This window comes from Pseudomonas citronellolis (assembly GCF_900112375.1).
Classification (GTDB): Bacteria; Pseudomonadota; Gammaproteobacteria; order Pseudomonadales; family Pseudomonadaceae; genus Pseudomonas; species Pseudomonas citronellolis.
The window spans coordinates 1-15,791 of record NZ_FOLS01000031.1 but is presented as its reverse complement, the minus strand read 5'-3'; the positions used below and the strand labels follow the sequence as shown (position 1 = coordinate 15,791).

The 15,791-nt window shown below is 69.1% G+C and carries 17 protein-coding genes; 12 read left to right on the top strand and 5 right to left on the bottom strand.

Going from position 1 to position 15,791, the window contains the following annotated elements; translation table 11 throughout:
* Window positions 1-69: 69 nt before the first annotated feature.
* From BM060_RS24955 to BM060_RS24935, 5 genes are all read right to left on the bottom strand, one after another.
* A complete protein-coding gene (locus tag BM060_RS24955) occupies window positions 70-516 on the bottom strand; it encodes a substrate-binding domain-containing protein (protein WP_074984117.1) in 447 nt (148 codons plus the stop codon).
* Between the two features lie 79 nt (window positions 517-595).
* Window positions 596-1,363 carry a TOBE domain-containing protein gene (locus BM060_RS24950; RefSeq protein WP_074984114.1) on the bottom strand — a complete coding sequence of 256 codons (768 nt, stop codon included), beginning with the start codon at window positions 1,361-1,363 and terminating at the stop codon, window positions 596-598.
* A gap of 88 nt (window positions 1,364-1,451) precedes the next feature.
* Window positions 1,452-2,150, bottom strand: coding sequence for a ComF family protein (locus BM060_RS24945; RefSeq protein ID WP_074984111.1), 699 nt, complete (start codon window positions 2,148-2,150; stop codon window positions 1,452-1,454).
* 52 nt (window positions 2,151-2,202) lie between these two features.
* A complete protein-coding gene (locus tag BM060_RS24940) occupies window positions 2,203-2,496 on the bottom strand; it encodes a hypothetical protein (RefSeq protein ID WP_009615487.1) in 294 nt (97 codons plus the stop codon).
* A 56-nt stretch (window positions 2,497-2,552) separates the two neighbouring features.
* On the bottom strand, window positions 2,553-3,470 hold the full coding sequence (locus BM060_RS24935) for a LysR family transcriptional regulator (RefSeq protein ID WP_074984109.1): 918 nt from the start codon (window positions 3,468-3,470) through the stop codon (window positions 2,553-2,555).
* 131 nt (window positions 3,471-3,601) lie between these two features.
* Between BM060_RS24935 and BM060_RS24930 the strand changes: the two genes are divergently transcribed.
* The 12 genes from BM060_RS24930 (at window position 3,602) to BM060_RS24875 (ending at window position 15,198) form a co-directional block, all read left to right on the top strand.
* Window positions 3,602-4,360 (top strand): 5-oxoprolinase subunit PxpA, encoded by a 759-nt coding sequence (locus BM060_RS24930; RefSeq protein WP_074984107.1) that lies wholly within the window; start codon window positions 3,602-3,604, stop codon window positions 4,358-4,360.
* A gap of 57 nt (window positions 4,361-4,417) precedes the next feature.
* Window positions 4,418-4,666 carry an acetyl-CoA carboxylase gene (locus BM060_RS24925; RefSeq protein WP_074984105.1) on the top strand — a complete coding sequence of 83 codons (249 nt, stop codon included), beginning with the start codon at window positions 4,418-4,420 and terminating at the stop codon, window positions 4,664-4,666.
* A gap of 10 nt (window positions 4,667-4,676) precedes the next feature.
* Window positions 4,677-6,041 (top strand): acetyl-CoA carboxylase biotin carboxylase subunit, encoded by a 1,365-nt coding sequence (locus BM060_RS24920; protein WP_074984102.1) that lies wholly within the window; start codon window positions 4,677-4,679, stop codon window positions 6,039-6,041.
* A gap of 1 nt (window position 6,042) precedes the next feature.
* A complete protein-coding gene (locus BM060_RS24915; RefSeq protein WP_074984100.1) occupies window positions 6,043-6,921 on the top strand; it encodes a 5-oxoprolinase subunit B family protein in 879 nt (292 codons plus the stop codon).
* Window positions 6,911-7,888, top strand: a complete 978-nt coding sequence (locus tag BM060_RS24910) for a 5-oxoprolinase subunit C family protein (protein ID WP_074984097.1) — start codon at window positions 6,911-6,913, stop codon at window positions 7,886-7,888. The genes BM060_RS24915 and BM060_RS24910 overlap by 11 nt, the downstream gene beginning before the upstream one ends.
* A 202-nt stretch (window positions 7,889-8,090) precedes the next feature.
* Window positions 8,091-9,146 carry a biotin synthase BioB gene (gene bioB, locus BM060_RS24905; protein ID WP_074984094.1) on the top strand — a complete coding sequence of 352 codons (1,056 nt, stop codon included), beginning with the start codon at window positions 8,091-8,093 and terminating at the stop codon, window positions 9,144-9,146.
* A gap of 87 nt (window positions 9,147-9,233) precedes the next feature.
* Window positions 9,234-10,439 (top strand): 8-amino-7-oxononanoate synthase, encoded by a 1,206-nt coding sequence (bioF, locus tag BM060_RS24900; protein ID WP_074984092.1) that lies wholly within the window; start codon window positions 9,234-9,236, stop codon window positions 10,437-10,439.
* Entirely contained in the window at window positions 10,432-11,157 is a 726-nt protein-coding gene (locus tag BM060_RS24895; protein ID WP_074984089.1) for an alpha/beta fold hydrolase, read from the top strand. The genes bioF and BM060_RS24895 overlap by 8 nt, the downstream gene beginning before the upstream one ends.
* Window positions 11,150-11,956, top strand: coding sequence for a malonyl-ACP O-methyltransferase BioC (gene bioC, locus BM060_RS24890; RefSeq protein WP_074984086.1), 807 nt, complete (start codon window positions 11,150-11,152; stop codon window positions 11,954-11,956). Before BM060_RS24895 ends, bioC begins: the two co-directional genes overlap by 8 nt.
* 148 nt (window positions 11,957-12,104) lie before the next feature.
* Entirely contained in the window at window positions 12,105-12,794 is a 690-nt protein-coding gene (bioD, locus tag BM060_RS24885; RefSeq protein ID WP_074984085.1) for a dethiobiotin synthase, read from the top strand.
* A gap of 66 nt (window positions 12,795-12,860) precedes the next feature.
* On the top strand, window positions 12,861-13,088 hold the full coding sequence (locus BM060_RS24880; protein ID WP_009615495.1) for a hypothetical protein: 228 nt from the start codon (window positions 12,861-12,863) through the stop codon (window positions 13,086-13,088).
* A 304-nt stretch (window positions 13,089-13,392) separates the two neighbouring features.
* Window positions 13,393-15,198, top strand: a complete 1,806-nt coding sequence (locus BM060_RS24875) for a phenylacyl-CoA dehydrogenase (protein WP_074984082.1) — start codon at window positions 13,393-13,395, stop codon at window positions 15,196-15,198.
* Window positions 15,199-15,791 lie beyond the last annotated feature (593 nt).

The following is a 15,791-nucleotide window of genomic DNA, read 5'->3' as shown; positions in this document are numbered from 1 at the left end:
AGGAGCGAGCTTGCTCGCGAACCGACTCCGCTACGGGGCCCGTTCGCGAGCAAGCTCGCTCCTACGGCGTCAGTTGCCGCAGGCGCTGAACTGGAAGCCGGCCTTTGCCAGCGCCTCGGGATGCGCCTTCAGGTAGCTGAAGAAACGCTCCGCCAACTCGCGCCGCGGGCCTTCCACCAGTACCACGTAATACTGCGCGTGCGGGGCGCAGGCATAGGGCAGCGGCGCTTCGCCGCGGCCCCGGGTGTGCAGCGTCTGCACGCTGCGCGCGCCGTCGTCGGCGAAGAACAGGTCGAAGGCCATGCCCTGGCCGATGTCGCGGGCCAGCTCGGCGCTGTCGCCCTCGATCAGCAGGACCTTGTTGCCGGTCTGCAACTGGTACTGGTCGGCCAGCGCCTCCAGCGCCGCCATCGGCTGGTGGCCGCTGGCTACGCGCAGGACGTCGGGGGTGGCCTGGCCGAGCGACGGCAGCAGGGCGCTGCATGTCAGCAGCAGGGGGATCAGGAAGCGGCGCATGGGCGGGGGGCTCCGGCAGTGGGATGGCCTATTGGAACCCCACGGCCGGCGCCGGCCCTTGACTCAAGGCAGGCTTCACTCAGACCGGCGTGCCGAGGATCACCTGGGCCGGGGAGAATTGCGTGCGCACCCGGCTGCCGGGGACCAGGCGCAGGATGTCGATGCGTTCCTGGTCCACCAGGGCGCAGAGCATCTGCCCGCCGGGCAACTGGATGCGCACTTCGCTGGGGCCGTCGCCGGCCTCGCGGATGTCCTCGACCCGCCCTTCCAGGGCGTTGAGCCCGGCCGGGCATTCGATCTGCGGCAGGTCGACGTAGAGCCAGCCGGCCTTCATCAGCGCGACCACCGGCAGGCCCTCGCGCAGCTCCAGCTTCTCGGTGCTCTCGCGGGTGATGCGCGCCTGGATGCGCGCGCCGCCGGGCAGGTCGACGCCGATCAGGTCGTTCAGGCCCGCCGGCTCGATGCTGCAGACGCGCCCGTGCAATTGGTTGCGCGCGCTGGTGCGCAGCATCAGGCGGCCGATCAGCTCCAGGTCCTCGCCGTCTTCCTCGAGGGTTTCGAGCATGCGCTCGCGCAGCTCCTCCAGGCGCTGGTACAGCGCCAGCAGGCGCTCGCCGGCCGGCGTCAGGCGCGCGCCGCCGCCGCCCTTGCCGCCGACGCTGCGTTCCACCAGCGGGCGCTCGGCCAGGTTGTTCAGCTCGTCCACCGCATCCCAGGCGGTCTTGTAACTCATGCCGGCGGCCTTGGCGGCCTGGGTGATGGAGCCTAGCGCGGCGATCTGCGCGAGCAGGGCGATGCGTTGCGGGCGGCGGGTGACGTGCTGGGTGAGAAGGCTGAGGCTGGTCATCGTTTTCGTTGTTGTGTTCGCGATAGGGCGAGGCTGGTAGCTGCGCAGGCAAAAGGCAAGTGGAATCCGTCGGCTGCCTACGGCGGGGTCAGCCCGGCTTCGGCGTGCGGGCCAGGCAATAGACGTCCACCCGCGCGGCGCCGGCACGCCGCAGCAGCTGCGCCAGGGCCGCGGCGGTGGCGCCAGTGGTCAGTACGTCGTCCACCAGCGCCAGGTGCCGGCCGCGCAGGGCCGCGCCGTCGTCCAGGGCGAAGGCCTGGCGCAGGTTGCGCTTTCGCTCGGCCTTGTCCAGGCCCTGTTGCGCCGGGGTGTCGCGCACCCGGCGCAGCGGCTGGCGCCAGGGCAGGCCGAGGTCCGCGGCCAGGCGTCGGGCCAGCAGCTCGGCCTGGTTGAAGCCGCGCTGACGCTGCCGGCGCGGGGCCAGGGGCACCGGCAGGAGCAGGTCGGGCAGCGGCAACCCCTCGGCGAAGGCGTGGCGCAGGTGGCGCCCCAGCAACTGGCCGAGCAGCCGGCCCAGGGGCCGGTCGGCCTGGTGCTTGAAGCGGGTGATGGCGCCGTCCACCGGGAAGGCGTAGCGCCAGGGCGCCAGCACCTGGTCGAAGGGCGGCGGCCGGCGCAGGCATTCGCCGCAGGTCAGGCCGTGCTCCGGCAGCGGCAGGGCGCAGGTGTTGCAGTGGCCGCCCAACCAGGGCAGGTCGGCGTCGCAGCCGGCGCACAACGCCAGGCCGGTGTCGGCCGGGCCGCCGCAGAACAGGCAGTCCGGACGCGGAACGAGGAGGGCGCGCAGGCGAGCGAAGGTGAGCAGGGTGGCGTCCTCCGGGTGAAGCCCCGGCGGATGCTCAGTGGATCAGCCAGCTCATCACGATCAGGCCGAGCACGGTGAGCAGGATGCCGCCGAAGAAGGAGCGCCGGACGAAGGCGCGGATGCCACTGTAGAGCAGCAACAGGCCGAGGAAGAGTAGGACGAAGCTGAAGATCGACACGTCCATTCCGATGGCCCGGGCCAGGCCGTGGAGGAACTGGTCCATGGCCGCCCAGATGGCGCCCAGCAGGCCGGAAAGGAGGTCGACGACGAAGCGGATCGCCTTGCCGAGGGTCTGGCCGAGCCAGTCGAAAGTGCCTTCTGTTTCCATGTCCGTAGCGGTTCCCGATTGTTCCGTTCATTGGAGTGGCGCAGGGGCCGCCGGGTTCAGCGCCGTGTGCTGCTCAGCTGCGGGGCCAGGAAGGACTGCCGGAAGTATTCGCGGAAGGCCTTCATCGCCGGGGTGAACTCGCGGTCGCGGTGCCAGGCCAGGCCGACGCTCATCGAGGGCACCGCGTCGACCAGGGTGAGCGTCTCGATGCGTTTGCCTTCCAGCGACCAGGGACGGTAGACGAGGTCGGAGAGGATGGCCACGCCGGAGCCGTTGGCGACCATGCTGCGCACCGCCTCCACCGAGCTTGTGCGCAGGATCACCCGCGGCTGCTGGCCGCTGTGCTGCCAGTAGCGCATGGAGGATTCGCCCGCCTCGTCGACGGTCAGCATGATGTACGGCTCGCTGGCCACGTCGGCCAGGCCCACGGCCGTGCGCTCGGCCAGCGGGTGGCGCAGCGGTAGCCAGAGCCGGCGGGTGGAGCTGAACAGCGTCTCCGCGGTTATCTGCGGCTCGGTGAGGTTGCCGGTGAGCACCACGGCCATGTCGTAGCGTCCTTCGAGCAGGCCGCGCTCGATGTCCACCCGTTCCTGCTCGTGCAGGTGCAGGCTCAGGTCCGGGTACCACTGCGCCAGGCGCTGCAGGTGGTGCGGCAGGAAGTAGCCCATCACGGTGTAGCTGGCCGCCACGTTCAGGCTGCCGCTGAGGCGGGTGTCCGGCAGCGGGCTGTTCAGGGCGTCCTCGACGCTGCGCAGGATGGAATAGGCGTGGTTGAGGAAATGCCGGCCGTTGTCGGTGAGGGTCATGCCCTGGGCCGTGCGGGTGAACAGCGCGGCGCCCAGCAGGCTCTCCAGTTCCTGGATGGCGCTGGTCACGGCCGACTGCGAGATGTGCAGGTTCAGCGCCGCCTGGGAAATCTGCCCGACTTCGGCGGTGGCCACGAAATAGCGCACCTGGCGCAGGGTGAAAGCCATGGGGCCGTGCTCCGAGAGGTATCTGTTTTTCAGAATCTACTGTATCGAATAATAAATCTACCCAATGCCACCCCTGCGACTTAAGGTCACCCCAACGACCTTAACAACAACGCATACAGGGGCCTGCGGCGATGCAGACAGTCGATCTCAATTCCGACATGGGCGAGGGCTTCGGCCCCTGGACCATCGGCGATGGCGTGGACGCGGCGATCATGCCGCTGATCAGCAGCGCCAACATCGCCACGGGCTTCCATGCCGGCGACCCGAACATCATGCGCCGCACCGTCGAGCTGGCCCTGGAACATGGCGTGGGCATCGGCGCGCACCCCGGCTTCCGCGACCTGGTCGGCTTCGGCCGGCGGCATGTGAACGCGCCGGCCGCCGAGCTGGTCAACGACATGCTCTACCAGCTCGGCGCGCTGCGTGAATTCGCCCACCTGCAGGGCGCGAGCCTGCAGCACATCAAGCCCCACGGCGCGCTCTACATGCACCTGGCCCGCGACGAGGAGGCGGCCCACGAGTTCGTCGCCACCCTGCAGCGCCTCGACCCGCAGCTGGCGCTGTTCTGCATGGACGGCTCGGCCACCTGGCGCGCTGCCCAGGCGCTGGGCCAGCCGGTGGTGCGCGAGTTCTACGCCGACCGCGACTACGACCGCAGCGGCTCCATCGTCTTCATCCGCCGGGTGCGCGCGCTCGACCCCCAGGAGGTGGCCGCCAAGGTGCTGCGCGCCTGCCAGGAGGGCAGGGTGCGCACGGTGGAGGGCGAGGACATCCCCATCGCCTTCGACTCCATCTGCATCCACAGCGACACCCCCGGCGCCCTGGCGCTGGTCGAGGCCACCCGCGCCGCGCTGCTGGGCGCCGGCATCCGCATCGAGGCGCCGCGCTGAGCGCCAGTCTCCACCACTGCATCTGCCATCCACACATTCGAACAATGAGGAACAGTCATGGCCGAACATCATGTGCAGTCGCCCTTGCCGGGCACCTTCTACCGCAAGCCGAGCCCGGATGCGCCCAACTACGCCGAGGTCGGCCAGCGCGTCGAGCCGGGCAGCGTGATCGGCCTGGTGGAGGTGATGAAGCAGTTCTCCGAGGTGCAGGCCGAATGCGCCGGCACCCTGCGCGCCTTCCTGGTCGAGGATGGCGAACCGATCGAGCCTGGCCAGGACCTGGCGACCATCGACGGCGACGCGTGAGGGACCGACCATGTTGAAGAAACTGCTGGTGGCCAACCGCGGCGAGATCGCCGTGCGCATCATCCGTGCCGCGCGGGCGCTGGGGATTCCCACGGTCGCGGCGTGCAGCGAGGCGGACGCCGACTCCCTGGCCGCGCGCCAGGCCGACGAGGTGCGCATCATCGGTCCGGCCCGCGGCGATCGCAGCTACCTGAATGCCGAGGCGCTGCTGCAGGCGGCGCGGGACAGCGGGGCGGACTCGATCCACCCCGGCTACGGCTTCCTTTCCGAGAACGCCGCGTTCGCCGAGGCGGTGAGCGCCGCCGGGCTGATCTTCGTCGGCCCCGACGCGCAGACCATCCGCCGCATGGGCGACAAGGCCGAGGCGCGGCGCACGGCGATGGCGGCCGGGGTGCCGGTGGTGCCGGGCTCGCCGGGCGAGTTGGAGGACATCGAGGCGGCGCTGCGCTGTGCCGAGGACGTCGGCTACCCGCTGCTGATCAAGGCTTCGGCCGGTGGCGGCGGCCGCGGCATCCGCATCGCCCACGATGCCGAGGAGTTGCGCCGCGAGTTCCCCATCGCCCAGCGCGAGGCCCAGGCGGCCTTCGGCTCCGGCGCGGTGTACCTGGAGCGCTTCATCCGCCAGGCGCGGCACATCGAGGTGCAGATTCTTGGCGATGGCGAGCGGGTGGTGCATCTGTTCGAGCGCGAGTGCTCGCTGCAGCGGCGCCGGCAGAAGGTCTTCGAGGAAGCACCCTCCGCGGCGCTCGACGATGCCCAGCGCGAGGCTCTTTGCACCAGCGCCGTGCGCCTGGCCGAAAGCCTCGGCTACCGTGGCGCCGGTACCCTGGAGTACCTGTTCGATTCCCACAGCGGCGAGTTCTTCTTCATCGAGATGAACACCCGCATCCAGGTCGAGCACCCGGTCAGCGAGATGATCACCGGCGTCGACCTGGTCCAGGCCATGCTGCGCATCGCCGGCGGCGAGCCGCTGGCGCTGCGCCAGGACGACATCCGCCTGAACGGCGCGGCGCTGGAGATGCGCATCAACGCCGAGGACCCTGCGCGCAACTTCTTCCCCTGCCCGGGCGTGGTCGAGAGCCTCGGCTGGCCCCAGGGCGACGGTGTGCGGGTGGATAGCCACCTGTACCCCGGCTACCGTGTGCCGCCTTACTACGACTCGCTGCTGGCGAAGATCATCGTCCACGGCAGGGACCGCGAAGAGGCCTTCGCCCGCGCCGAACGGGCCCTGGAAGAAACCCAACTGAGCGGCATGGCCACCACCCTGTCGCTGCACCGCTGGCTGCTGGCGGACCCGCGCGTGCGCGCCGCGCAGTTCGACACCGGCACCCTGGAAACCTGGCTGGCCGAGCGCGCGGCCGCCCTGGAGGTGTGACATGCACGAGCAGATCCGCTACAGCTTCGGCGGCGATGAGCACCTGTTCGCCGAGGTCGCCGAATCCATGTCGCTGGAAGCCTTCTTCCGCGGCATGGCGGTGACCCGCGCCGTCGAGCGCCAGGCCATCCCCGGCGTGCTGGACGTGTGCCTGGCCAACGCCTCCTTCCAGATTCGCTTCGACCCCGACCAGGTGGCCCCGCAGGCGCTGCTGGAGCAGGTGCGCGAGCTGGAGGCCCATGCCACCACCGAGCGCAGCATCCACACGCGGATCATCGAGATCCCGGTGCTGTACAACGACCCCTGGACCCACGAGACGCTGGTGCGCTTCCGCGACCGCCACCAGGACCCGGCCTCCACCGACCTGGAATACGCCGCGCGGATCAATGGCTACCAGGACGCCCAGGCCTTCATCGAGGCGCACAGCGGCACGCCCTGGTTCGTCTCCATGGTCGGCTTCGTCGCCGGCCTGCCGTTCATGTACCAGATGGTCGAGCGCGAGCGGCAACTGCAGGTGCCCAAGTACCTGCGCCCGCGCACCGACACGCCGAAGCTGACCCTCGGCCACGGCGGCTGCTTCGGCTGCATCTACTCGGTGCGCGGCGCCGGCGGCTACCAGATGTTCGGCGTCACCCCGGCGCCGATCTACGACCCGCAGCAGCGCCTGGGTTACCTGCAGGATTCCATGGTGTTCTTCCGCGCCGGCGACATCGTTCAGTTCCGCCCCATCGACCGCGAGGAATACGACCGCTCCGTGGCCGAGGTGGAGGCGGGCAGCTTCGCGCTGCGCATCCGCCCGGTCGAGTTCGACCTCGACGCTTTCCTCGCCGACCCGCAAGGCTGCAAGCAACGACTGCAGGAGGTGCTCCATGTCGCTTAAGGTGCTCAAGCCCGGCCTCGCCACCTCGGTGCAGGACGCCGGCCGCGAAGGCTACTACCACCTGGGCATCCCGCCCTCCGGCGCGCTCGACCAGTACGCCCTGTGCGCGGCCAACCTGCTGGTGGGCAACCCGGCCACCGCCGCGGCGCTGGAATGCACCCTGCTCGGGCCGCAGCTGGAGTTCCGCCGCGACGCCCTGGTGGCGGTCTGCGGCGCGGCCATGACGCCACGCCTGGACGGCGCCGAGATGCCGCTGGATTGCGCCTTCCGCGTGCGCGCCGGGCAGGTGCTGGGTTTCGACTTCATCAAGGCCGGCGCCCGTGGCTACATCGCCATCGATGGCGGCATCGACGTGCCGGAAGTGCTGGGCAGCCGCTCCACCTACGGCCTGGGCAGCATCGGCGGCTTCGCCGGGCGGCGCCTGCAGGCCGGCGACGAATTGCCCCTGGGCGCTCCCGCCGGAGCCGGCCGCGAGGGCCTGGCGCTGCCGCGCTCGTTGCAGATCGAGGTCGGTGGCGAAGTCAGCCTGCGGGTGGTGCCGGGGCTCTATCACCATCGCCTGACGGCCCGGGCCGCCGAGCAGTTCTTCGCCGACACCTGGACCGTGGGCTCCGAGGCCGACCGCACCGGCTTCCGCTTCAAGGGCGGCACGCCGCTGGATTTCGAGCCGCGCGAGCAGCCGTTCGGCGCCGGCTCCGATCCGTCGAACATCGTCGACGCCTGCTACCCGATCGGCTCCATCCAGGTGCCCGGCGGCCTGGAGCCCATCGTCCTGCACCGCGATGCGGTGTCCGGCGGCGGCTACGCGATGATCGGCACGGTGATCAGCGCCGACCTCGACCGCATGGCCCAGCTGCAGCCCAACCAGAAGGCCCGTTTCGTCGCCATCACCCTGGAAGAGGCGCTGGCGGCGCGGCGTCGCTACAAGCAGCAGGTCGAAAACCTGTACCGCTTCTTCCTTGCCTAGATGAGCGCGGCGGCGCCTGTGCCGGGTGCCGCCTGCGTCGTGGTGCAAGCTGGTCAATTAATAGTCACTTGTCGACTTGTGACTTCAACTTGGTTGACAGCGACCAAGGCTTACATATCATGCCTCCAAAGCCTGAACCGCCACGCCCTGCCGTGGCGGCCGAGAACAACGAGGCGTCAGCCCGCGTCCGAAGGAACTCCCCATGAGTGCAACCGCATCCATCGCCACCCGCCACGACTGGACCCTCGCCGAAGTGAAGGCACTCTTCGAGCAGCCCTTCAACGACCTCCTGTTCCAGGCGCAGACGGTGCACCGCGCGCACTTCGACCCGAACCGCGTGCAGGTCTCGACCCTGCTGTCGATCAAGACCGGCGCCTGCCCGGAAGACTGCAAGTACTGCCCGCAGTCCGGCCACTACAACACCGGCCTGGACAAGCAGAAGCTGATGGAAGTGCAGAAGGTGCTGGAAGCGGCCGCCGAGGCCAAGGCCATCGGCTCCACCCGCTTCTGCATGGGCGCCGCCTGGAAGCACCCCTCGGCCAAGGACATGCCCTACGTGCTGGAAATGGTGAAGGGCGTGAAGAAACTCGGCCTGGAAACCTGCATGACCCTCGGCAAGCTGACCCAGGAGCAGACCCAGGCCCTGGCCGAGGCCGGGCTGGACTACTACAACCACAACCTCGACACCTCGCCGGAGTTCTACGGCAACATCATCACCACCCGCACCTACGGCGAGCGCCTGCAGACCCTGGCCTACGTGCGCGAGGCGGGGATGAAGATCTGCTCCGGCGGCATCCTCGGCATGGGCGAGTCGGTGGCCGACCGCGCCGGCCTGCTGATCCAGCTGGCCAACCTGCCGGAACACCCGGAGTCGGTGCCGATCAACATGCTGGTCAAGGTCAAGGGCACCCCGCTGGCCGAAGAGAAGGACGTCGATCCCTTCGACTTCATCCGCACCCTGGCCGTGGCCCGGATCATGATGCCGAAGTCCCACGTGCGCCTGTCCGCCGGCCGCGAGCAGATGAACGAGCAGATGCAGGCCCTGGCCTTCATGGCCGGCGCCAACTCGATCTTCTATGGCGAGAAGCTGCTGACCACCCGCAACCCGCAGGCCGACAAGGACATGCAACTGTTCGCCCGCCTGGGCATCAAGCCCGAGGAGCGCGAGGAGCACGCCGACGAGGTGCACCAGGCTGCCATCGAGCAGGCCCTGGTCGAGCAGCGCGATTCGCAGCTGTTCTACAACGCCGCATTGTAAAGCCGCTGAAGGCTAGAGGCTGAAGGCTGGACGAGGTCGCTCTTTCGTTTAGCCTTCAGCCTCCAGCCGCTTTTATCGAGGCGCCTCATGTCCTTCGATCTCGCCGCCCGTCTGGCCCAGCGCCAGGCGGACGATCTCTACCGCCAGCGGCCGTTGCTGGAGTCGCCGCAGGGCCCGCTGGTGCGGGTGGACGGCCGGCCGATGCTGGCCTTCTGTTCCAATGACTACCTGGGCCTGGCCAACCATCCCGAGGTGATAGCCGCCTTGCGCACCGGCGCCGAGCGCTGGGGCGTGGGCGGTGGCGCCTCGCACCTGGTCAACGGCCACTGCGGCCCGCACCACGAGCTGGAGCTGGCCCTGGCCGAATTCACCGGGCGGCCGCGGGCGCTGCTGTTCTCCACCGGCTACATGGCTAACCTGGGCGCGGTGACCGCGCTGCTGGGCAAGGGCGATACCGTGCTGGAAGACCGCCTCAACCATGCCTCGCTGCTGGACGCCGGGCTGCTCAGCGGCGCGCGCTTCTCGCGCTACCTGCACAATGACGCGGCCAGCCTGGCGCAGCGCCTGGGCAAGGCCGAGGGCAACACCCTGGTGGTCACCGACGGCGTGTTCAGCATGGACGGCGACCTCGCCGAGCTGCCCGCGCTGTGCGCCGAGGCCAAGCGCTGCGGCGCTTGGGTGATGGTCGATGACGCCCACGGCTTCGGCCCGCTGGGCGCCAACGGCGGCGGCATTGTCGAACACTTCGGCCTGGGCCTGGACGACGTGCCGGTGCTGATCGGCACCCTGGGCAAGGCCTTCGGCACCGCCGGCGCCTTCGTCGCCGGCAGCGAGGAACTGGTGGAGACGCTGATCCAGTTCGCCCGCCCGTACATCTACACCACCAGCCAGCCGCCGGCGCTGGCCTGCGCCACGCTGAAGAGCCTGGAGCTGCTGCGCGCCGAGAGCTGGCGCCGCGAGCACCTGGGCAGGCTGATCGCGCGCTTCCGCCGTGGCGCCGAGGCCATTGGCCTGACGCTGATGGACAGCTTCACGCCGATCCAGCCGATCCTCATCGGCGGCAGCCGCCAGGCCATGGCGCTGTCGGCCGCGCTGCGCGACCACGGCATCCTGGTCGGCGCCATCCGCCCGCCCACCGTGCCGGCCGGCAGCGCGCGGCTGCGCGTGACCTTCAGCGCCAGCCACAGCGAGGAGCAGGTCGACCGCCTGCTCGAAGCCCTGGAGCAGAGCTGGCGCCAGGTCTCCACCAGCCTGCTGGCGGAACTCGACGCCGAGGAGGGCGAGGATGCGTGACCAACTGATACTGCTGCCCGGCTGGGGCCTGGGCAGCGCGCCCTTGGAGCCGCTGTGCGACGCGCTGCTGGAGCTGGCGCCGCACCTGCACGTCCACATCGAGCCGCTGCCGCGCGAGGCCGACCCGGCGCTATGGCTGGACGAACTGGACGACGAGCTGCCCGAAGGCAGCTGGCTGGCCGGCTGGTCCCTGGGCGGCATGCTCGCCGCCGAGCTGGCCGCGCGCCGCGGCGAGGCCTGCCGCGGGCTGATCACCCTGGCCGCCAACGCCAGCTTCCGCCAGCTCGACGACTGGCCGCAGGCCATGCCTAACAGCGTCTTCGAGGACTTCTTCGAAGCCTTCCTGCTGGAGCCGGAACTGACGCGCAAGCGCTTCACCCTGCTGGTCAGCCAGGGCGCCCGCGACGCCCGTACCCTGGCGCGGCAACTGCAGGTGGCGCTGCCGGCGCTGGAGACCGGGGCGCTGAGCGCCGGCCTGCAACTGCTGGGGCGCCTGGACACCCGCGCGGCGCTGGAGCGCTACGACGGCCCGCAACTGCACCTGTTCGCCGGCAACGATGCGCTGGTCCCGGCCGGCGCCGCCGAGGCGTTGCTGGGCTGGTTGCCGGACGTGGAAGTGAGCACCATCGCCGGCGCCAGCCACGGCTTGCCGCTGGAACGCCCGGACGAGGTGGCCGCGGCCATCCTGACTTTCATCCACGAGGGCGACGATGTCTGATCCCCTAGGCGGCGCGCTGCCGGACAAGCGCCAGGTCGCCGCTTCCTTCTCCCGCGCGGCCGCCACCTACGATGCGGTGGCCGAACTGCAGCGCGGCGTCGGCGACAGCCTGCTGGCGCGCCTGCCGGCCGACCTGGCGGTGCGTCGCTGGCTCGACCTGGGTTGTGGCACCGGCCACTTCAGCCGCGCCCTGGCCCGGCGTTTCGGCGAAGCCGAAGGGCTGGCCGTGGATATCGCCGAAGGCATGCTGCGCCACGCACGCGAGCACGGCGGCGCGCAGCACTTCATCGGCGGCGACGCCGAGCGCCTGCCGCTGCGCGGCGAGTGCTGCGACCTGCTGTTCTCCAGCCTGGCCATCCAGTGGTGCGCCGACCTGCCGGCGGTGCTCGGCGAAGCGCGCCGGGTGCTGCGTGAGGGCGGCGTGTTCGCCTTCAGCAGCCTGTGCATCGGCACCCTGGGCGAGCTGCGCGCCAGTTGGCAGGCGGTGGACGGCTTCGTCCACGTCAACCGCTTCCGCGCCTTCGCCGACTACCAGGCGCAGTGCGCGGCCAGCGGGCTGGAAGTGCTGCAGCTGGTCACCGAGGACCGCGTGCTGCACTTCCCCGATCTGCGCAGCCTGACCCACGAACTCAAGGCCCTGGGCGCCCACAACCTCAACCCCGGCCGCCCCGGTGGGCTCACCGGACGGGCGAGGGTGCGGGCGCTGATCGAGGCCTACGAACGCTTCCGCCAGCCCGAGGGGCTGCCGGCGACCTATAGGGTGGTCCACGCCATCCTGCGCAAACCCATCTCTTCGTAGGAGGGGACTCCGGCAAACACGACGCCCGTAGGATGGGTTGAGCGAAGCGATACCCATCACCGCCACCGCATGGGTTTCGCAAGCTCAACCCATCCTACGAAAGCCCCTCGGCGCAGCCGGCACCTATGTATAGCCCTTGAGGAACCCCATGCCACACGCGTTTTTCATCACCGGCACCGACACCGAAATCGGCAAGACCACCATCGCCGCCGGCCTGCTGCACGCCGCGGGCATGGCCGGGATGTCCACCGCCGCCGCCAAGCCGGTGGCCTCCGGCTGCGAGCGCCGCCCCGAGGGCCTGCGCAACGGCGACGCCCTGGCCCTGCTGGGCGAGTGCAGCCTGCCGCTGACCTACGAGGAGGTGAACCCCTTCGCCTTCGAGCCGGCCATTGCCCCGCACCTGGCTGCCCGCGAAGTCGGCGTGGCGCTGAACGTCGACACCCTGGCCGGGCCGGTACGCCACGTGCTGGCGCGCGGCGCCGACTTCACCCTGGTGGAAGGCGCCGGTGGCTGGCGCGTGCCGCTGGCCGGCGAGGAGAGCCTGTCGGACCTGGCCATCCGCCTCGACCTGCCGGTGATCCTGGTGGTGGGTGTGCGCCTGGGCTGCATCAACCATGCGGTGCTCAGCGCCGAGGCCATCCTGCGCGACGGCCTGCCGCTGGCCGGCTGGGTGGCGAACATCGTCGACCCCAGGACCTCGCGCCTGGAAGAGAACCTGGCGACCCTCGCCGAACGCCTGCCGGCGCCCTGCATCGGCCGCGTGCCGCACCTGGCCGAGCCGACGCCGTTCGCCGTGGCCGGGCACCTGGACCTGGGCATTCTCGATCTTCCGGACTGATGGCCTTTGAATATCATCGGCGATCCTGTTTGAATAGGCGGCAGGTTCCAGCGAGGACGTTCGACCATGGAAATCTCCGGTAACGCATTCAGTACCGGTCTGCAGGGGCTGCAACGCGGCCTGCAGCAGGTCGACCGTGCCGCCGCCCAGGTGGCCGCGCAGCCCGTGGCCAAGGACGACATCGCCCGGCCCGTGGTGGACATGGAGATGAGCAAGTACGCCGCCCTGGCGTCCAGCCGCGTCCTGCAGACCGCCGACGAAACCCTCGGGACGCTGATCGACATCAGCGTCTGACGCCTTTCCTGCCTTCAGAATTTACTTTCAGCAACCTCGGGTAGTCGCCTGTCGACGGCCCGCGGCTGGGCTTTACTTATCCCTATCGATACCCGCGAACGCAGCGCTCTGGGCCGTGCCCTCGCGCGTGACCGGGCGGTCGGTTGGCGCGCTTGACAAGGGTAGGGCGTAAACGTATGTTTCAAACGCCTGTTTGAGAGTCGAGGCGCGCGGCGCATCGGCTGGGCGGCCGGGAACGCTCCCGCACAGCGACCGCAAGCATCGGTCGCCCATTAACCAGAACCCTTCGTAGAGGTTTACCGCTATGCCTGATTACAAGGCCCCCTTGCGTGATATCCGTTTCGTTCGCGACGAGCTGCTGGGCTACGAAGCGCACTACCAGAACCTGCCGGGCGCCCAGGACGCCACGCCGGACATGGTCAATGCCATCCTCGAAGAGGGTGCCAAGTTCTGCGAACAGGTGATCGCCCCGCTGAACCGCGTCGGCGACCAGGAAGGCTGCACCTGGAGCCCCGAGGGTGTGAAGACCCCCACCGGCTTCAAGGCGGCCTACGAACAATTCGTCGAAGGCGGCTGGCCGAGCCTGGCCCATGACGTCGAGCACGGCGGCCAGGGCCTGCCGGAATCCCTGGGCATGGCCATCAGCGAGATGGTCGGCCAGGCCAACTGGTCCTGGGGCATGTACCCCGGCCTGTCCCACGGCGCCATGAACACCCTGCACGCCCACGGCACCCCGGAGCAGCAGTCCACCTACCTGACCAAGCTGGTGTCCGGCGAGTGGACCGGCACCATGTGCCTGACCGAGCCGCACTGCGGCACCGACCTGGGTATGCTGCGCACCAAGGCCGAGCCCCAGGCCGACGGCACCTACAAGGTCACCGGCACCAAGATCTTCATCTCCGCCGGCGAACACGACATGGCCGACAACATCGTCCACATCGTGCTGGCCCGCCTGCCCGACGCCCCGCAGGGCACCAAGGGCATCTCGCTGTTCATCGTGCCGAAGTTCCTGCCCAACGCAGAAGGCGGCGTGGGCGAGCGCAACGCTGTGTCCTGTGGCTCCATCGAGCACAAGATGGGCATCCACGGCAACGCCACCTGCGTGATGAACTTCGACGCCGCCACCGGCTTCCTGATCGGCCCGCCGAACAAGGGCCTGAACTGCATGTTCACCTTCATGAACACCGCTCGCCTGGGTACTGCGCTGCAAGGCCTGGCCCACGCCGAGATCGGTTTCCAGGGTGGCATCGCCTACGCCCGCGAGCGTCTGCAGATGCGTTCGCTGACCGGCCCGAAAGCCCCGGAAAAGGCCGCCGACCCGATCATCGTGCACCCGGACGTGCGCCGCATGCTGCTGACCGCCAAGGCTTTCGCCGAAGGCAACCGCGCCATGCTGTACTTCGCCGCCAAGCAGGTCGACATCGTCCAGCGCAGCCAGGACGAAGAGCAGAAGAAAGCCGCTGACGCAATGCTGGCCTTCCTCACCCCGATCGCCAAGGCGTTCATGACCGAAGTCGGCTTCGAAGCGGCCAACCACGGCGTGCAGATCTACGGCGGCCACGGCTTCATCGCCGAGCACGGCATGGAGCAGAACGTCCGCGACAGCCGCATCTCCATGCTGTACGAAGGCACCACCGGCGTTCAGGCGCTGGACCTGCTGGGCCGCAAGGTGCTGATGACCCAGGGCGAGGCGCTCAAGGGCTTCACCAAGATCGTGCACAAGTTCTGCCAGGCCAACGAAGGCAACGAAGCCGTCAAGGAACTCGTCGCGCCGCTGGCCGCGCTGAACAAGGAGTGGGGCGAACTGACCATGAAAGTTGGCATGGCTGCCATGAAGGACCGCGAGGAAGTCGGCGCCGCGTCGGTGGACTACCTGATGTTCTCCGGCTACGCCTGCCTGGCCTACTTCTGGGCCGACATGGCGCGCCTGGCTGCCGAGAAACTGGCCGCCGGCACCAGCGAGGAGGGCTTCTACAAGGCCAAGCTGCAGACCGCGCGTTTCTACTTCCAGCGCATCCTGCCGCGTACCCGCACCCACGTCGCCGCGATGCTGTCCGGCGCCGGCAACCTGATGGACATGGCCGAGGAAGATTTCTCCCTCGGTTACTGATGGCCAGCGGCCGCTTCCGGCGGCCGCTCCGCCTTCCGGCGTAATGCTGTTCAGTTAAGAAAGAATGCCGTTTCTCTGTCTGGGGGAAACGGCATTTTTCATATGGGGTGGGGCTTGGGCTTGGCTTGCGGAGTGTGGTCTTGGCTCCGTGCTCCGATCTCCACCCCGTCATTCCCGCGAACGCGGGAACCCAGTTGCCTTGGCTTGGGTGTTTCTGCGCCGCTCCGAGTTTGCCCAACCTTCTTGTTTCGCCCCCTCGGGCGAGTCCCTTTTGTCAAACGGTGGAAGGCCACCCCCGCAAAAAGGAACCAAAAAGGCTTGCCCCGACATACGGGCCCGACAGAGTCGGGCTACCCTCGCGAACTCCCCCGCCACGGAGGCCCGCCCCGAGGGTACGTCCCTGTAGCCCGCGGGGCTCTCGCGACATCCATGTCGCATGACCTCCTGAGCGCCGGTTTCGCTCGGCCTTCTGAAGGGGCGTTCCGGTGCGTGTGGATGCTTCTCTGGAAGTCCAAAAGCCAGAGCTGAGCCGCTTTGCTCTTCGTAGGAGCGAGCTTGCTCGCGAACCCGCCCGTCACTGGGTTCCCGCGTTC

What these genes read in the sequence shown, in the direction of transcription:
- BM060_RS24955 (WP_074984117.1), bottom strand. Translation starts at nt 516, where the DNA reads ATGCGCCGCTTCCTGATCCCCCTGCTGCTGACATGCAGCGCCCTGCTG.
- BM060_RS24950 (WP_074984114.1), bottom strand. Translation starts at nt 1,363, where the DNA reads ATGACCAGCCTCAGCCTTCTCACCCAGCACGTCACCCGCCGCCCGCAA.
- BM060_RS24940 (WP_009615487.1), bottom strand. Translation starts at nt 2,496, where the DNA reads ATGGAAACAGAAGGCACTTTCGACTGGCTCGGCCAGACCCTCGGCAAG.
- BM060_RS24935 (WP_074984109.1), bottom strand. Translation starts at nt 3,470, where the DNA reads ATGGCTTTCACCCTGCGCCAGGTGCGCTATTTCGTGGCCACCGCCGAA.
- BM060_RS24930 (WP_074984107.1), top strand. Translation starts at nt 3,602, where the DNA reads ATGCAGACAGTCGATCTCAATTCCGACATGGGCGAGGGCTTCGGCCCC.
- BM060_RS24925 (WP_074984105.1), top strand. Translation starts at nt 4,418, where the DNA reads ATGGCCGAACATCATGTGCAGTCGCCCTTGCCGGGCACCTTCTACCGC.
- BM060_RS24920 (WP_074984102.1), top strand. Translation starts at nt 4,677, where the DNA reads ATGTTGAAGAAACTGCTGGTGGCCAACCGCGGCGAGATCGCCGTGCGC.
- BM060_RS24915 (WP_074984100.1), top strand. Translation starts at nt 6,043, where the DNA reads ATGCACGAGCAGATCCGCTACAGCTTCGGCGGCGATGAGCACCTGTTC.
- BM060_RS24910 (WP_074984097.1), top strand. Translation starts at nt 6,911, where the DNA reads ATGTCGCTTAAGGTGCTCAAGCCCGGCCTCGCCACCTCGGTGCAGGAC.
- bioB (WP_074984094.1), top strand. Translation starts at nt 8,091, where the DNA reads ATGAGTGCAACCGCATCCATCGCCACCCGCCACGACTGGACCCTCGCC.
- bioF (WP_074984092.1), top strand. Translation starts at nt 9,234, where the DNA reads ATGTCCTTCGATCTCGCCGCCCGTCTGGCCCAGCGCCAGGCGGACGAT.
- BM060_RS24895 (WP_074984089.1), top strand. Translation starts at nt 10,432, where the DNA reads ATGCGTGACCAACTGATACTGCTGCCCGGCTGGGGCCTGGGCAGCGCG.
- bioC (WP_074984086.1), top strand. Translation starts at nt 11,150, where the DNA reads ATGTCTGATCCCCTAGGCGGCGCGCTGCCGGACAAGCGCCAGGTCGCC.
- bioD (WP_074984085.1), top strand. Translation starts at nt 12,105, where the DNA reads ATGCCACACGCGTTTTTCATCACCGGCACCGACACCGAAATCGGCAAG.
- BM060_RS24880 (WP_009615495.1), top strand. Translation starts at nt 12,861, where the DNA reads ATGGAAATCTCCGGTAACGCATTCAGTACCGGTCTGCAGGGGCTGCAA.
- BM060_RS24875 (WP_074984082.1), top strand. Translation starts at nt 13,393, where the DNA reads ATGCCTGATTACAAGGCCCCCTTGCGTGATATCCGTTTCGTTCGCGAC.